Genomic DNA, 16,659 nt, shown 5'->3' on the forward strand with positions numbered 1-16,659 from the left:
TGCAGGGACGAAATGGCGGATGCCGCGGATCCGAAGGTCCGCGGCATCCGCTCTCTTTCGCTGCGTCTACTTGGCAGCGACCACCTGCAGGGTGATCACGGCGGTGAGGTCGTCGCGCAGACGGACCGTCGCCTCGTGCTCGCCCACCGACTTGATCGGCGAGGTGATGTGGATCTTGCGCTTGTCGAGGTCGCCCAGGCCGGCGGCCTTGACGGCGTCGGCGACGGCCTCGGTCTTCACCGAGCCGAACAGGCGGCCCTCGGCGCCGGCCTTGACGACCAGGCGGACCTTGTTGGACTCGAGGGCGTCCTTGAGGGCCACGGCCTCTTCGTGAACGTGGATCGCGCGAGCGTCACGGGCGGCGCGGATCGACGCCACCTGCTTCTCGCCGCCACGGGTCCACGCGACCGCGAAGCCCTGGGGGATGAGGTAATTGCGGGCGAACCCGTTCTTGACCTCGACTACGTCACCGGCGCTACCGAGCCCGGCGACCTCATTCGTGAGAATCAGCTTTGCCATTGCGGTGCTCCTTAGCGGCCAGCGCCGGCGTAGGGCAGGAGCGCCATCTCGCGCGCGTTCTTGATCGCCTTGGCGATCAGACGCTGCTCCTGCACCGAGACACCGGTGATACGACGGGCGCGGATCTTGCCGCGCTCCGAGATGAACTTGCGAAGAGTCGCGACGTCCTTGTAGTCGATGAGACCGACACGGATCGCCTTCGCGGGGGCAGCGTTCTTCGCGCCCTTCCGCGGCTTCCGGCGGTCGCCGGTTGCCTTTCCAGCCATGGGTGTTTCCTTACTGAGAGATGAGATTCAACGGATGCCGCAGCATCCGGATGTCGTTTAGAACGGGGTGTCGTCGCCGTAGGCGCCCGGGGCGGCCCACGCGTCGCCGCCGCCGGCGTTGCCACCGGACGCGTTCGACGAACCGGGGGTCGACCACGGCTCGTCGGCGACCTGCGCCTGACCACGGGACTGACCGCCGCCGCCTGCCGCACGCGTGACCTGAGCGGTCGCGTAGCGGAGCGAGGGGCCGATCTCGTCGATCTCGAGCTCGATCGCGGTGCGCTTCTCGCCCTCGCGCGTCTCGTAGCTGCGCTGCTTCAGGCGACCGGTCGCGATGACGCGGGAGCCCTTCGTCAGAGAGCCCGCGACGTGCTCGGCGAACTCGCGCCACACGCTCGCGCGGAGGAACAGCGCTTCGCCGTCCTTCCACTCGTTCGCCTGGCGGTCGAAATTGCGCGGCGTCGACGCGATCGTGAAGTTCGCGACGGGGAGACCGTTCTGCGTGTAGCGCAGCTCGGGATCAGCCGTGAGGTTGCCCACGACGGTGATGATCGTCTCGCCGGCCATCGTCGTTACGCGTCCTGCTTGACGGGCTTCGCGGGACGGGCGGCCTTGCGGGCAGCCTTCTCGTCGGCGCGCTGCTTCTCGGACGCGATCATGGCGATCGCCTCTTCGGCACGGAGGACCTTGGTGCGCATGACCTGCTCGCTGAGGTTCAGCTGACGGTCGAGCTCCTGGGTGGTCGCGCTCGTGGCGGTGAAGTTGACGACGGCGTAGATGCCCTCGGTCTTCTTCTGGATCTCGTAGGCGAGACGGCGGCGACCCCAGATGTCGACGTTGTCCACAGTGCCACCATCGTTGGTGATGACCTTGAGGAACTTGTCGAGGTTCGGGGCGACCTGGCGCTCATCGATCTCAGGGTTCAGAATGACCATGAGTTCGTACTGGTGCGTCACTAACCCACCTCCTTCGGACTTGAACGGCTGTCGGGCATTTCCCGGCAGCAGGAGGGTGTGTTGCACGTCATCCGGCTTCTCGTGCACAGGGGCGCGTGCGGACAACCGTCCTATCGTACCGGATGCCTGGTCAGCCGCCCAATCCGCCCGGATGCCCGCTGCCGCCCTCGAGCAGCTCGAGCACCCACGCCCGGTCGGCATCGCGCGACGGCGGTGCGAGCGGGTACTGCGCGGGCGTCGAAGACAGCGAGATCGGATGCCGCACCCCCGGCGTCTGGGCCTCTCCGGCGCCGATCACCGGGTCGAGTCCGAGGAGGCGCGCCCGCTCGAAGGCGTCGTCGATGCCGAGCACCCGCGCGCACGGGACGCCGGCCGAGGCGAGCAGCGTCTCCCACCCGGCGGCGGAGCGAGCGGCGAGCGCTGCGTGGAGGAGGGGGCGCAGCGCGTCACGGCCCGCGCTGCGGTCGGCCGCGCGCGTGAAGCGGGCGTCGGCGGTGACTTCGGGGATGCCGAGCACCTCGCACAGCCGCGCGAACTGCCGGTCGTTGCCGATGGCGAGCACGAGGTCCCCGTCGGCGGTGGGGAACGGGCCGTACGGGAAGATGCTCGGATGGTCGTTGCCGAGCCGCCGCGGCACGACGCCGGCCAGCGCGTACGCGCCCGACTGGTTGACCAGCGCCGACAGCGCCGACGACAGCAGGTCGACCTCGACGCGCTGCCCCTCGCCGGTCTGATCGCGGTGGCGCAGGGCGGCGAGCGCGCCGAGCCCGGCATGCAGACCGGTGACGACGTCGACGATGGCGACACCCGCCTTCGTCGGGCCGCCGTCCGCCGGGCCCGTCACGCTCATGAGTCCCGACAGTGCCTGTGCGAGCACGTCGTAGCCCGGCAGCGCCGAGTCCGGTCCGAACCCGGTGATCGAGACGTAGACCACGCCGGGGTTCGACGCGTGCACGGCGTCGTAGTCCAGACCGAAGCGGCCGAGCCCACCGGGCTTGAAGTTCTCGACGACGACGTCGGCGCGGCCGGCGAGGTCGCGCGCGATCGCGAGATCGGCCGGGTCGTCGAAGTCGAGTGTGATCGCCCGCTTCCCGCGGTTCACCGACAGGAAGTAGGTCGCATCGCCGTCGCGTTCGGGCGGCGTCCAGTGCCGCGTCTCGTCACCGGCCGGTCCCTCGATCTTGATGACCGTCGCGCCGAGGTCGGCGAGGAGCATCGTGCAGTACGGCCCCGCGAGCACGCGCGAGAAGTCCGCGACGATGAGCCCGGCGAGCGGCCCTGTTCCGCCTGCCGGTGGCTGCGGGGCGGGGGAGGGAACAGGGGCGGGGGCGGACCTCACCGGAAGGCCCCGATGCCGGTGAGGTGCTGCCCGAGGATCAGCGTATGCACCTCGTCGGTGCCCTCGTAGGTGCGCACCGACTCGAGATTCGCGGCATGGCGGATCGGCGAGTTCTCGAGCAGCACGCCGTCGCCGCCCAGGATCGTCCGCGCCTCGCGCGCGATGGCGATCGCCTCCCGCACGTTGTTGAGCTTGCCCAGCGACACCTGCGCGGGAGTGAGGGTGCCGGCATCCTTCGCTCGTCCGATCTGCAGCGCGAGCAGCGCACCCTTCTGCAGCTCGACGACCATGTTCACGAGCTTCTGCTGCGTCAGCTGGAACGACGCGATCGGCACCCCGAACTGCTGCCGGCGCAGCGCGTGGCGCAGCGCGACCTCGTAGCTGTCGCGGCCCGCGCCGAGTGCTCCCCAGACGATGCCGTACCGCGCCTCGTTGAGTGCCGAGAACGGACCGCGCAGTCCGCTGGCCCCCGGAAGGAGAGCGGATGCCGGCAGCCGCACGTCGTCGAAGTGCAGCTCGGTCTGGATCGACGCCCGCATCGATCCCTTCGGCTCGAGCACCGTCGCCTCGAAACCGGGTGCGTCGGTCGGCACGAGGAACCCGCGCACCCCGTCGTCGGTCTGCGCCCACACGACGACGAGCTGCGCGATCGTCGCGAGGCCGATCCAGCGTTTGGCGCCCGTCAGGATCCAGTCGGCGCCGTCGCGGCGTGCGAAGGTCGTCATGCTCGAGGGATCGGATCCGGCGGTCGGCTCGGTGAGTCCGAAAGCGCCGATCACCTCGCCGGTCGCCATGCGCGGCAGCCATTCCTGCTTCTGCTCCTCCGATCCCCACCGGTGGATCGAGCCCATGGCGAGCGAGCCCTGCACCGACACGAAGGTGCGCAGCCCGGAGTCGCCGGCCTCGAGCTCGAGCGCGGCGAGGCCGTACTCCACGTTGCTGCGGCCGGGGCATCCGTAGCCCTTCAGGGTCATTCCGAGCACGCCGAGCTCGCCGAACCCGCGGGCGAGCTCGACCGGGAAGTGCGCGCGATCGAACCAGCCCGCGATGTGCGGGCGGATCTCGTCGTCGACGAACGCGCGCACGCGGTCACGGGTGGCTCGCTCGTGGTCGCTCAGCAGCGCGTCGATTCCGAGGATGTCGGATGCCTCGCGCAGCGCCTCGAGATCGTCGGGGTTCCTGGGCTCCATAGCCGCCTCCTCTGGGTACTCGTCGCCCATTCTGCCGGGAGGGGTGCGTCGGCGTGCCCGGGTAGCGTGAGGGCATGACCCTCCCGAGCGCAGCGACGGCCCCGTCCTACCCGTTCGACGCGCGGCCCCTCGTGGAGCCTGTCGACGCAGCCGAGGCGCGCGCGTACGCCAAGGGACTTCGCGAGAGCGGTCGCGTGCCGGGGATGTTCACCGGATCGAGCGCCGCGGTCGTGGTGGTGGTGGGCGTCTTCGTCGTGGCGTTCGGGTCGGTGTTCGTCACGATGTTCGTCTCGATCTTCACGTCGCTCGCGGGCACTGTGGGCGAGGGTGGCGGCTTCACCGGTGCACTGTTCGGCGTGCTGCCGTTCCTGGTGATCGGCGTGGCGATCACGCTTGTGGTCGTCGGCTTCACGACCGCGGGGCGCACCGCCGCAGTGAGGATGTTCCGGCTCGACCGCTTCGCCCGCGCGAACGGCATGAACTACCAGCCGCGGTTCGACAGCCCCGGACTGCCGGGCATGATCTTCAGCATCGGCAGCGCCCGGCAGGCCAGCGACCTCGTGCGCGGCGACCGCCCACGCTTCGTCGAGTTCGCGAACTACCGCTACACCACCGGGTCCGGCAAGAACAAGACCACGCACTCCTGGGGCTACGTGGCGGTGAAGCTCGACGTGCCGCTGCCGCACATCGTGCTCGACGCGAAGGGCAACAACGGCATCTTCGGGTCGAACCTGCCCGCGACCTTCGACAAGGATCAGCGCCTCAGCCTCGAGGGCGACTTCGACCGGTACTTCTCGCTGTACTGCCCGCAGGGGTACGAGCCCGACGCCCTGTACCTGTTCACGCCCGACATCATGGCCCGCTTCATCGACAACGCCGCGGCCCTCGACGTCGAGATCGTCGACGACTGGCTGTTCCTGTACGCCAAGCGCGACTTCTCGACGCTCGACCCGGCGACGTGGGCGTGGCTGTTCTCGGTCGTCGGCGCGCTGCTCGACAAGTTCGCGCAGTGGGCGCGCTGGCGCGACGACCGGTTGCGCGCGCAGGCGCAGGTGAGGACGGATGCCGCGACTGCGGCGCCGATCCGCGCCGGGGACGCGGCATCCGCTGTGCCGTTCGTCGCTCCGCTCGATGCGCTGCGTCCGCCGCCGGGCGTCGCCCCGCAAGGACGCCGGCTGCAGCGCGGCGTGCCGTGGGTGTCGATCATCGCGATGGGCGCCGTGGTGCTGTGGTGGATCGTCTCGCAGACCGGCGTGCTCGGCCTGTTCTTCCGTTGACACCCCGCCGCGTGCCGTCGGCACGCCGCCGGCGCGGTGCGGCTCAGCCTTCGAGGGCCCGCGGTCCCAGCCCGAAGTGCGTGAGCTCGGCATCGTCGAGCATGCGGCTGCGGATGATGAACCGGTTGCCCGTCGGGCCTTCGACGCTGAACCCTGCGCCGCGGCCCGGTACGACGTCGACGGTGAGGTGGGTGTACTTCCAGTACTCGAACTGCGCCGCTGAGATGTAGACCTCGATCGCGTCGTCGAGCCCGACGTCGAGCGCCCCGAGGTGCACGTCCGACGGCCCCAGGAGGAACATCCCGACCGGGAAGCACATGGGTGCGCTGCCGTCGCAGCATCCGCCGGACTGGTGGAACATCAGCGGGCCGTGCTGCGCCGTGAGCCGACGAAGAAGGGATGCCGCAGCATCCGTCACCGCCACCCGTGAGCGGATGCGGGTCTCGGCGTCTGTCATCGCGGGTCCTTTCGCAGCGTCGCGTGGCGTGGGTCGTCGGAACTCGGACAACCCGGATGGAGCGCGTGGGATCGCTCCATCCGGGCAGGTCCGATCAGAAGAAGCCCATCGCGCCTTCGGCGTACGACACGAGCAGGTTCTTCGTCTGCTGGTAGTGGTCGAGCATCTTGAGGTGGTTCTCGCGGCCGATGCCGGACTGCTTGTACCCGCCGAACGCCGCGTGCGCGGGGTACTGGTGGTAGGTGTTCGTCCAGACGCGGCCGGCCTCGATGGCGCGGCCCGCGCGGTACGCCGTGTCGCCCGAGCGGCTCCACACGCCGGCGCCCAGGCCGTAGAGCGTGTCGTTGGCGATCGAGATGGCGTCGTCGAAGTCGTCGAACGACGTCACCGACACGACCGGCCCGAAGATCTCCTCCTGGAAGATGCGCATGTCGTTCGTGCCCTCGAACACCGTCGGCGCGACGTAGAACCCCTCGCTGAGGTCGCCGCCGAGGTCGACGCGTTCGCCGCCCGCGAGCAGCTTCGCGCCGCCCTGCGTGCCGATGTCGATGTAGCTCAGGATCTTCTCGAGCTGGTCGTTGGATGCCTGCGCGCCGATCATCGTCGCCGGGTCGAGCGGATTGCCCTGCACGATCTTCGATACCCGCTCGAGCCCGTCGCCGAGGAAGCGGTCGTAGATCGAGCGCTGGATCAGTGCGCGCGACGGGCAGGTGCACACCTCGCCCTGGTTGAGCGCGAAGAAGGTGAAGCCCTCCAGCGCCTTGTCGTAGTAGCCGTCGTCCGTCGAGCGGGCGACGTCCTCGAAGAAGACGTTGGCGCTCTTGCCGCCGAGCTCGAGGGTCACCGGGATGAGGTTCTGCGACGCGTACTGCATGATGAGGCGGCCGGTGGTGGTCTCACCGGTGAAGGCGACCTTGCGGATGCGCTTGTGCTGCGCGAGCGGCGCCCCCGCCTCGATCCCGAAGCCGTTCACGATGTTCACGACGCCGGCGGGGAGGAGGTCGCCGATGATGTCGAACAGAAACAGGATGGATGCCGGCGTCTGCTCGGCCGGCTTCAGCACGACGCAGTTGCCTGCGGCGAGCGCGGGCGCGAGCTTCCACGTCGCCATGAGGATCGGGAAGTTCCACGGGATGATCTGGCCGACCACACCGAGCGGCTCGTTGAAGTGGTAGGCGACGGTGTCCTCGTCGAGCTGGCTCAGCGAACCCTCCTGCGCGCGCAGCACGCCCGCGAAGTAGCGGAAGTGATCGACGGCGAGCGGGATGTCGGCGGCCAGCGTCTCGCGGACGGGCTTGCCGTTCTCCCACGTCTCGGCGACGGCGATCTTCTCGAGGTTCTGCTCGATGCGGTCGGCGATCCTGTTGAGGATCACTGCGCGCTCGGCGGGGGTCGTGCGCTTCCACGACTCGAACGCCTTCCACGCGACGTCGACCGCGCGGTCGACGTCTTCCACGGTGCCGCGGCCGACCTCGGTGAACGGCTTGCCGTTGACGGGGCTGATGTTCTCGAAGTACTGGCCCTTGATCGGCTCCACCCACTCGCCGCCGATGTAGTGGCCGTAGCGGGGACGGTAGTCGGCGATCGAGCCGCGCTGCCCAGGGGCGGCGTAGACGCTCGAGACGCCCTCTTCGACGATGGTCATGCTGGTCTCCTTCGACGCTGTCGCGACGGTCCTCGTCGCGTGCCGTCGAAGGTAGGCGACCCGACGTTGCATTCCGTTGCATCCGGTCGTCGGCGCACTCCGCCCCCCGCGCGAGGCGGACGTCCGATCCGCGGTCAGGCGTCCGCTTCGAGTCTCTCGACGCGTGCGACCAGGCCGGCGCGCTTCGGCGATCGTGCCGGCAGCATCGACAGGCAGAGCCTCAGCAGCTCGAGGTCGTCAGCCGCGGCATCCGTCTCGGAGAAGGCGAGGAGGACGTCGACGGATGCCTCAGCCAGCAGTGCTTCACGGAGGGCGGTGCGCACCGTGGCCCGGAAGTCCTCGACACCCGGCGCGACCGAGTCGGGGAGCACGTCGCCCCGGTAGGCGGCGAGCGCGACGCGGTGAGCGCCGCGGTCGAGCAGCGAGAGCAGCCGATGGGCGTCGGTCTCGAGCTCGACCCCCAGGCGGTACGGACGCGACTCGGGCACGAGGGCGGGCGCGGTGCGCTCGAGCACCTTGCGCAGGCGCACCATCTCGGCGCGGACGGTCACGACCGCCGAGGGATCGCCGTATACGAGCCCGGCCAGCCGCTCTGCGGACAGGCCCTGCCGGTGCACGGCGAGCATCAGCAGCAGCTCGGCGTGACGCGGCGCGAGTGCCGACACGGTCTCGATGCCGTCGCCGTCGACCTCCAGCTGTCCGCGATCGCGTCCCAGCACGCTGAGCGCAGCACGGGTCGCCGTCACTGTGCGGATGGCCCGGCGCGGCGAGCGCGCCGGCTGCGCGCGGGCGCGAAGACGCGCGACCAGGAGCTCGCCCTCGATGGCGCGGGCCGTGGCATCCACCAGAAGCTGCGCCTGCGGCGAAGCGGCCTCGGCTCCGCCGGTGACATCGATCACCCCCAGCAGCCTGCGGGTCTCGGGATCGTGCACCGGCGCCGCCGTGCACGACCACGGCTGCACCAGCCGGTTGAAGTGCTCGGCGCCGTGGATCTGCAGCGACGCGTCGAGGGCGAGCGCCGTGCCCGGAGCCGACGTGCCGACGGCGTCCTCCGACCAGTTGGCCCCCTCGACGAAGCCCATGTCGCCGGTGAGGGAGCGCACGCGCCGATCGCCCTCGACCCACAACAGGCGCCCGGCCTCGTCGCCGACGGCCACGATCACGCCCGATTCGTCGGCGCCTCCTGGCAGGAGGAGTCCGCGCACCATGTCGATGACGCCCACGAGCGGATGGCTTCGGCGGTACTCGGCGAGCGAGTCGCCGTCGAGCTCGAGCGGCGGCAGTGCCTCGGCGCCGACGAGGTTGGCGATCGACCGCCGCCACGACTCGCGCACCAGCGCCCGTACGTCGGCCAGCCGCTCATCCGCCGCGTTGCCCGCCAGGAACTCCTCGTGCGCGCGCTCGATCAGCAGGCGGGAGGTCTCGGGCGACACCCCGCGCCGCTGGGACCACGGCGATGACATGGGGCTCCGATCGACGTCGGGGAGCGTGCGTCCCAGTGTAGGCGCGCCCGGTCAGCCGCGGGCGGCCCACCACTCGCGGAGCCGGCGCTCGGCCTCGTCCCCACCGATGATGCCCTCGTCGAGCCGCAGGTCGAGCAGGAACCGGTACGCCTCGCCCACCTCGCGCCCCGGCGGGATGCCGAGCACCTCCTGGATGCGGTTGCCGTCGAGCTCGGGCCGCATCGCGGCCAGCTCCTCCTGCGCGGACAGCTCGGCGATGCGGCGCTCGATGTCGTCGTACGCGCGGGCCAGGCGGCCCGCCTTCTTGGCGTTTCGGGTGGTCACGTCGGCCCGCGTGATGATGTGCAGGCGCTCGAGCTCGTCGCCCGCATCGCGCACGTAGCGGCGCACGGCCGAGTCCGTCCACGCGCCCTCGGAGTATCCGAAGAACCGCAGGTGCAACTCGATCAGGCGCGTGACGACGCCGATCGTGTCGGCGTCGAATCGCAAGGCCTGCAGGCGCTTGCGGGCGAGCCGCGCTCCCTTGATGTCGTGGTGGTAGAACGTCACACCGCCGCCCGGTTCCAGCCGGCGGGTCGCCGGCTTGCCGATGTCGTGCAGCAGCGCCGCGAGCCGCAGCGGCACGTCGGGTGCGGCATCCGGATTCCGCGTCTTCTCCAGGTCGATCGCCTGTCGCAGCACGGTCAGCGAGTGCTCGTACACGTCCTTGTGGTGGTGGTGCTCGTCGACCTCGAGCTGCAGCGCGGGGATCTCGGGCAGGAACTGCGCCATGAGTCCCGATTCGACGAGCAGGCGGATGCCGCGCACCGGGTCGTCGGTCTGCAGCAGCCGCACGAGCTCGCCGTGGATGCGCTCGGGGCTGACGATCGACAGCGTCTCGCGCAGCTCCGCCATGGCCGCCGCCGTCGCCGGGTCGACCTCGAAGCCGAGCCGCGACGCAAACCGTGCGGCACGCAGCATCCGGAGCGGATCGTCTCCGAAGCTCACCGACGGATCGGCGGGTGTGCGCAGCCGTCCGGCGACGAGGTCCTCGACGCCACCGGTCGGGTCGACGAGCGTGCGGCCGGGAACCCGGAGTGCCATGGAGTTCACGGTGAAGTCGCGGCGCACGAGGTCGCCCTCGAGGGTGTCGCCGAACTCGACCGTCGGCTTGCGCGTGACGCCGTCGTAGCTGTCGGCGCGGTACGTCGTGATCTCGACCTGCTCGCCCGCGACCTTCGCGCCGATCGTGCCGAACGCGCGCCCGATGTCCCAGTGCGCGGTGCTGATCGGCTTGACGATACGCAGGATCTCGTCGGGGAGCGCGTCGGTCGTGAAGTCGAGGTCGTTCGTGGTGCGCCCGAGCAGGGCGTCGCGCACCGGACCGCCGACGATCGCGAGGTCGTGCCCGGCGGCGGCGAAGGCGTCGGCCAGCGTCGAGACGACGGGAGACTCGGCGAGCGCGCCGAGGCGCGCGATGCCCTCGGCCATGTTGAGCATGGATCGAGCCTACCGAGCGCGGTCCCGGTGGTTGTGCGGGGCCCGGGTGCCCAGGCCCGGGTGCCCAGGCCCGGGTGCCCAGGCCCGGGTGCCGGCTCGGGTGCCGGGTCGGGCCGGGGTCGCGTGCCGGGTCGGGCCCGGGCCGTTGTGCCGGGTCGGGCCGGGGTCGCGTGCGGGGTCGGGCCGGGGTCGCGTGCCGGGTCGGGCCCGGGCCGTTGCCCGAAACAGGAGATCTGGCGGAGGGAGGACGCTTCGGGCCGAATGCTCCTGTATTCGCCAGATCTCCTGTTCTGGGCGACAGCGGAGGACGCCGAACGCCGAACGCCGAACGCCAGACGCCGAACGCCGAACGCCGAACGCCAGACGCCGAACGCCAGACGCCAGACGCCAGACGCCAGACGCTGAACGCCGAACGCCTAACGCCGGACGCGAACGCCGAACGCCGGCCTCCGGGGCAGGGCTCCGGCGCTACGGGAAGCGCAGGAAGCCGGTGAAGGTCAGCTCGCGCACCCTCGGCAGGAGGTCCGCACGCAGGGCCGCGGCATCCGCGTCGAGAAGCTGTGCGATCGCGTCGATCAGCACCCCCACCGGAAGGTCGCCGTCGCACGCGCCCACGAGCGCGGCGAGGCCCGGGTCGACGCCGAGCGCGCGGCCGAAGCCGCCGCCCTGACGCAGCTCGATCACCGTCGGATCCTCCTGCCCGGGGATGTGGTGGCGGGCCTCGGTCACATCCGAGGCGACGGCGAGGACGGATGCCGCGAGCCCGTCGTCGTCGAGCACGGAGAGCCGGTCGTGCGCGGCGAGCGCCGCGGCCAGGTGCGCGCCGAGCCCCTCGCCGGGCAGCGACTGGTGCAGCGACTCGAAGCGCCGCAGCGTCGGCTCGCCTTCGGCGGGCCGGCGCAGCAGCAGGTAGCCGAACCCGACCTCGGTGACCTCGCGGGCCGTGAAGTCGTCGAGCCAGGCGTCGATCAGCCGCGAGAATCCGTCGGTCCCGGGCAGCGTGCCGCCGTCGCGGACCCAGAGCTCCGCGTACGACAGCGGGTCGAGGCTCTCTCGCTCGACCACCCACGCGTCGAGCGGTACCGCGGACTCCTCCACCCAGCCGCGCACGCGGTCGAGCCCCCGCACGCCGGCGCGCGTCTCCCAGTTGCCCAGCAGCTGCGCGACCCCGCCCGGTTCGAGGTGCGCGCCGACGCCGCGGACGAAGGCGGCGACGACGTCATCGCCCTCCATGCCCCCGTCGCGGTACTCGTACGCCGGCACGCCGGCGACCCGCGGCGTGATGACGAACGGCGGGTTCGACACCACGCGGTCGAACCGCTCGCCGGCGACGGGCTCGAAGAGGCTGCCGAGCCGCACCTCGACGCCGTCGACACCGTTGAGCAGTGCGTTGAGCCGCGTGAAGGCGAGCGCGCGCTCCGAGATGTCGGTCGCGACGACGTGGTCGACCGAGCGCCGGGCGCGCAGCGCCTGGATGCCGCAGCCGGCGCCGATGTCGAGCCCGCGCCGGGCGGGCGTCGGCAGCTGCAGTGCCGCGAGGGTCAGCGACGCACCGCCGACACCGAGCACGTGGTCTTCGGGGAGCGGTCCGCCCAGCGCGGCCTCGTCGAGGTCGCTCGCGATCCACCATGAGCTGCCGCCGTCGGCTGCCGTCGCATCGGCGTAGGACTGCGGTCGCACCACCGCGAGCGGCCGCACATCGTCGCCGGCGACCTCGGCGAGCCCGAGGCGCACGACGCCGTCGACGCCCGTGCGAGGAAGAGCGAGGGCGACGGATGCCGCGGGCTGCGGCATCCCGAGCATGAAGAGTCGCCCGAGCACCGCCACCGCGTCCGCGCGTTCGCCGAGCGCCCGGTCGGCGGGCGCGCGCAGGCCGCGCGCGATGGCGTCGTCGGCCGCGTCGCCCCAGGCGGAGCGCAGCGCTTCGGCGGTGTAGCCCGCGGCGCGCAGGTCGTCGGCCAGGTCGCGGCAGAGGGCGGGATCGGGTTCGGGGAGCACGGCTCCATTCAACCGTGCGTCGCCGCGCGGCGCCCGGGTACCGGAACCTCGGAGGGTGCGACCGTAGAATCTGACTCGATCGTGCGGTCAGACATCGCACAGGAGCGAACCACACAGTATGACCGTGATCCCCTCGGGAAGGCCCGCCCGTCGCCGCGCCTCACGCGCCGCCGCGGTGGTCGTGGCGATCCTGACGGCACTGGCGCTGGTGACTCCGGCGGGGGCGCTCGCCGACACTCCCACGCCGTCGCCGACGCCCACCCCGCCCATCCCAGCGGGCACGACCGCCTTCACGCTGACGCCCATCTCGAACGGCGTCGTACGGCCGGGCGACCCGCTCGTGGTGTCCCTCACCCTCCAGAACGAGACGCTCACGCCGACCGCGCCCGTCACCGCGACACTCGCCCTCGGTCGCACCGCCCTCGCCGACCGCACTGCTCTCACGGCCTGGCTCGACGGCGAGGAAGCGGGCGTCACGACCCAGGCCGTCGCGACGGCGGCGATGGAGTCCGTCCCGTCGGGCTCGTCACGGGTCGCCTCCGCGCGCGTCGAGTCCGACGACCCCGTGCTGAAGGGACTCGCGCCGGGCGTGTATCCACTTCGCGCGACCTACGGCACTCCGTCCGGCACGGTGACGTCGACGAGCGCGATGGTCGTGCCCCCGACCGACGGCGACGAGGTCGGGATCGGCGTCGTCGTGCCGATCACCGCGGACCCGACCACCCGTGGACTTCTCACCGCCGACGAGCTCACCGAGCTGACCGCTCCGGGCGGCGCGCTCACCGCGCAGCTCGACGGCGTGGAGGGCACGGCGGCGATCCTCGCCGTCGACCCGGCGATCCCCGCCGCAATCCGAGTGCTCGGCAGCTCGGCTCCGGAGACGGCCACGGCGTGGCTCGAACGGCTCGAGGAGCTGCCCAACTCGCGGTTCGCGCTGCAGTTCGGCGACGCGGACGTCGTCCCCCAGCTCGAGTCGGGCCTCGCCCGGCCGCTCGCCCCGACGTCGCTCAGCGCGTACATGCAGCCGGCGGACTTCGTCCCCGTGCCCGAATCGGACTCCGACTCCGACTCCGGCTCCGCACCGCCACCGCAGGCCACCCCCACGCCCACGCCGACCGAGCCGGTCGACCCCGAAGCGCCGGTGTACCCGACGCTGCCCGAGCTGCTCGATATCGGCGCAGGCTCGCGCACGGCCGTCTACTGGCCGGTCGCCGGGACCGCGGGCCCGGCCGTCGTCGAGAGCCTGGGCGGCATCCGGATCGACGACCAGTCGTCGCTGACCCTCCTCTCCTCCACGTCCACCGCTGCCGGCCGCGCCGGTGACACCGTGCCGGCGCACGGGCGTGCCGGCGACGCCGACCTGCTCGTCTACGACGCCGATGTGAGCGACGCCCTCGCGGCGGCTTCGGGACTGGAGGAGCCTCCGCTGCGCGGCGCGGCACTGGCCGAGGCGACCGCGTACCTGGCGTTCGCGACGGCGGAGTCCGGCGGCGCCCCGCTCCTGGTGAACCTCGGCCGCAACCCCGACCGCTCGCGTGTCGCCCTCGGCACGACGATCGGCGCCGCGACGAGCGCACCCGACGTCACGCCCTTCACCCTCGGCGGACTGGCGAACTCCGCGGTGAGCGCGGTCGAGATCGAGGACGCGCCTGAAGAGACGGTGCGCACGGATGTGGCATCCGCTCTCCTGCAGGACGAAGGCGAGCTCGCCCGGTTCGCGACGATCCTCGACGACACCAGCCTCCTCACGGGTCCGCAGCGCGCCGAGATCCTGCAGCTGCTCAGCACCGGATGGCTGGCCGACGACGCCGGCTGGACCGCGGCGATCTCCGACCATCGGGCCGCGACAGAGGCCACACTCGACTCGGTAGGACTCGTTCCCACGAGCGAGATCAACCTGTTCGGCTCGAACGTCGGCCTGCGGTTCTGGGTGCGCAACGACCTGCCCTACCCCGTGAACCTCGTGCTCTATGTCACGCCCGACAACCTGCGCCTGAACGTGCAGCGAGCCAATCCGCTGGTCGCCGCCGCCGGCAGCAACAGCCGCGTCGAGGTGCCCGTCGAGGCCCGCGTCGGCAACGGCGAGGTCACCCTCGAGCTGCAGCTGCGCAGCCGGGCGAGCGTCGCCATCGGCGACCCCGAATCGGTCGACGTGAACGTGCGCGCCGAATGGGAGAGCTTCGGGCTCGCGGCCCTCGGCGTGGTCGTCGGCGGCCTGCTGCTGCTCGGCGTCGTGCGGACCGTGCTGCGTCTGCGTGCGCGCCGACGGGGAGTGGATGCCGCGGCCGACGGCGCTGTGGGCGAGGGGTCCGGACGTGCCGGAGGCGAGTCCGGGGACGCCGCAGCCGACGGCGCTGTAGGCGAGACGTCCGCGGATGCCGCGGCCGACGGCCGGGCGGCCCGCGATCCGGAGGAGACGTCGTGAGCATCGGGCGGGCCAGTGCGCTGATCGGCGCCGGGACGATCGTCTCGCGCGTCACGGGATTGGTGCGGACCATCGTGCTGGTGTGGGCGGTCGGCGCGACCACCGCGGGAGGCAACGCCTTCGCCGTGGCCAACCAGCTGCCGAACAACATCTACGCGATCATCTCGGTCGGTCTGCTGAGCGCGGTCGTGGTGCCGCAGATCGTCAAGGCCGCGGCGCACGACGACGGCGGCAGCGCGTTCGTGTCGAAGCTGTTCACCCTCGGCACGGTCGTGCTGCTGGGCACGGCGGCCGTCGCAACCGTCGCCGCACCGTGGCTCGTCGTGTTCTACGCACCGGACTACGGCCCCGAGCAGCAGGCGCTGGCCACGGCTTTCGCCTACTGGTGCCTGCCTCAGATCCTCTTCTACGGCCTGTTCGCGCTGGTCGGCGAAGCGCTCAACGCGCGCCGGGTGTACGGGCCGTACACGTGGGCGCCGATCGTCAACAACGTCGTCTCGATCGCCGGGTTCCTGATCTTCATCTGGCTGTTCGGTTCCGGCACGGCGTCGACGCAGTGGTCGCCCGAGATGATCGCGGTGCTGGCGGGCACCGCGACGCTCGGGATCGTCGTGCAGACCGGCATCCTGTTCCTGTTCTGGCAGAAGACAGGGATGAATGTGCGTCCCGACTTCCGCTGGCGCGGCGTGGGACTCGGCCAGATCGGCCGCCTCGCGGGCTGGACGTTCCTGATGGTCCTCGCGGGTCAGCTCGCCGGCGTCGTCCAGTCGCGCGTGATGTCGCAGATTCCCGAGGGCGATCCGGGGTTCTTCGTCGCCGGCAACGCCTGGCTGATCTTCATGCTCCCGTACTCGATCATCGTGCTCTCGATCGGGACGCCCTACTTCACCCAGCTCAGCGAGCACGCCAGTGCCGGTCGCGATGATGACGTCCGCGCGGACGTCGGCCGCAGCATCCGCACCCTCGGTCTCTTCATCGTCGCCGCGACGGCGGCCCTCGCGGTGGCGGCGGTGCCGATGTCGCGCATCTTCACCAACTCGCGCGAGGAAGCCGTCGGAGCAGCCGGGGTTCTGCTCTGCTACCTGGTCAGCCTCATCCCGCTCGCGGTGCTCTTCGTGATCCAGCGCACGTTCTACGCGTACGACGACACGCGCACCCCGTTCTTCTTCACGCTCGGGCAGTGCGTGATCGTGGTGCTGACGGCGCTGGCGGCGTCGTGGGCGGCGGGCGCCGATGTGATCTCGATGTCGCAGCTCGCCGCGGCGGTGGCGCTCGGCCAGTCGTTCGCGAGCGTGTGCCAGGTGATCGCCGCGACCTGGCTGCTGCAGCGCCGCCTCGGCGGATTGCGGATCGGATCATGGATGCTGGCGCTCGGCCGCTTCGCCCTGGCCGCGTTGCCCGCCGCCGGCGCGGGCTGGCTCACCTTCCAGCTGCTGGGAGGGACCGACGGGTGGACGGTGTCGGACAAGATCCTCGGAGTGCTCGGATCCGCCGTGATCGGCGCCGTCGTGCTGGTCGTCTACGTCGCGTTCCTGGCCCTTCTTCGCGCGCCCGAGCTGTCCGCCGCGATGACTCTCGCCCGGCGCGTCCTGCCCGGCGGGCGCTGACGTGCCCGCGGAATGCTCCGCGGTTACCATGTGTTGAG

General features: G+C 71.3%; 14 protein-coding genes. 3 read left to right on the forward strand and 11 right to left on the reverse strand.

Going from position 1 to position 16,659, the window contains the following annotated elements:
- Positions 1–66: 66 nt before the first annotated feature.
- From rplI to MK786_RS07040, 6 genes are all read right to left on the reverse strand, one after another.
- Positions 67–519, reverse strand: coding sequence for a 50S ribosomal protein L9 (gene rplI / locus MK786_RS07015; RefSeq protein ID WP_241111517.1), 453 nt, complete (start codon positions 517–519; stop codon positions 67–69).
- A gap of 11 nt (positions 520–530) precedes the next feature.
- Positions 531–785, reverse strand: coding sequence for a 30S ribosomal protein S18 (gene rpsR / locus MK786_RS07020; RefSeq protein WP_045301896.1), 255 nt, complete (start codon positions 783–785; stop codon positions 531–533).
- Between the two features lie 57 nt (positions 786–842).
- A complete protein-coding gene (locus tag MK786_RS07025; RefSeq protein WP_191764915.1) occupies positions 843–1,352 on the reverse strand; it encodes a single-stranded DNA-binding protein in 510 nt (169 codons plus the stop codon).
- Between the two features lie 5 nt (positions 1,353–1,357).
- Positions 1,358–1,741, reverse strand: a complete 384-nt coding sequence (rpsF, locus tag MK786_RS07030; RefSeq protein ID WP_241111518.1) for a 30S ribosomal protein S6 — start codon at positions 1,739–1,741, stop codon at positions 1,358–1,360.
- 130 nt (positions 1,742–1,871) lie between these two features.
- On the reverse strand, positions 1,872–3,080 hold the full coding sequence (locus MK786_RS07035; RefSeq protein WP_241111519.1) for a CaiB/BaiF CoA-transferase family protein: 1,209 nt from the start codon (positions 3,078–3,080) through the stop codon (positions 1,872–1,874).
- Positions 3,077–4,270 (reverse strand): acyl-CoA dehydrogenase family protein, encoded by a 1,194-nt coding sequence (locus MK786_RS07040; protein WP_241111520.1) that lies wholly within the window; start codon positions 4,268–4,270, stop codon positions 3,077–3,079. Before MK786_RS07040 ends, MK786_RS07035 begins: the two co-directional genes overlap by 4 nt.
- A gap of 74 nt (positions 4,271–4,344) precedes the next feature.
- Here MK786_RS07040 and MK786_RS07045 point away from each other — a divergent pair, with 74 nt between their 5' ends.
- On the forward strand, positions 4,345–5,547 hold the full coding sequence (locus MK786_RS07045) for a hypothetical protein (RefSeq protein WP_241111521.1): 1,203 nt from the start codon (positions 4,345–4,347) through the stop codon (positions 5,545–5,547).
- 43 nt (positions 5,548–5,590) lie between these two features.
- Here MK786_RS07045 and MK786_RS07050 read toward each other — a convergent pair whose 3' ends face one another.
- The 5 genes from MK786_RS07050 to MK786_RS07070 form a co-directional block, all read right to left on the reverse strand.
- Complete coding sequence (locus MK786_RS07050; protein WP_241111522.1) at positions 5,591–6,004, reverse strand: DUF779 domain-containing protein; 414 nt, start codon at positions 6,002–6,004, stop codon at positions 5,591–5,593.
- A 94-nt stretch (positions 6,005–6,098) separates the two neighbouring features.
- A complete protein-coding gene (locus MK786_RS07055) occupies positions 6,099–7,649 on the reverse strand; it encodes an aldehyde dehydrogenase family protein (RefSeq protein WP_241111523.1) in 1,551 nt (516 codons plus the stop codon).
- Positions 7,650–7,783: 134 nt separating this feature from the next.
- A complete protein-coding gene (locus MK786_RS07060) occupies positions 7,784–9,112 on the reverse strand; it encodes a GAF domain-containing protein (protein ID WP_241111524.1) in 1,329 nt (442 codons plus the stop codon).
- Between the two features lie 51 nt (positions 9,113–9,163).
- The gene (locus tag MK786_RS07065) at positions 9,164–10,591 is read right to left on the reverse strand and encodes a CCA tRNA nucleotidyltransferase (RefSeq protein ID WP_241111525.1); all 1,428 of its coding nucleotides are present in this window, start codon (positions 10,589–10,591) and stop codon (positions 9,164–9,166) included.
- Positions 10,592–11,059: 468 nt separating this feature from the next.
- On the reverse strand, positions 11,060–12,589 hold the full coding sequence (locus MK786_RS07070; RefSeq protein WP_241111526.1) for a methyltransferase: 1,530 nt from the start codon (positions 12,587–12,589) through the stop codon (positions 11,060–11,062).
- Between the two features lie 118 nt (positions 12,590–12,707).
- Between MK786_RS07070 and MK786_RS07075 the strand changes: the two genes are divergently transcribed.
- The gene (locus MK786_RS07075) at positions 12,708–15,014 is read left to right on the forward strand and encodes a DUF6049 family protein (RefSeq protein ID WP_241111527.1); all 2,307 of its coding nucleotides are present in this window, start codon (positions 12,708–12,710) and stop codon (positions 15,012–15,014) included.
- A complete protein-coding gene (gene murJ / locus MK786_RS07080; RefSeq protein ID WP_241111528.1) occupies positions 15,011–16,621 on the forward strand; it encodes a murein biosynthesis integral membrane protein MurJ in 1,611 nt (536 codons plus the stop codon). Before MK786_RS07075 ends, murJ begins: the two co-directional genes overlap by 4 nt.
- Positions 16,622–16,659: the final 38 nt, after the last annotated feature.

Origin of the sequence: Microbacterium sp. CFH 31415 (assembly GCF_022538185.1) — a bacterium.
Classification (GTDB): domain Bacteria; phylum Actinomycetota; class Actinomycetes; order Actinomycetales; family Microbacteriaceae; genus Microbacterium.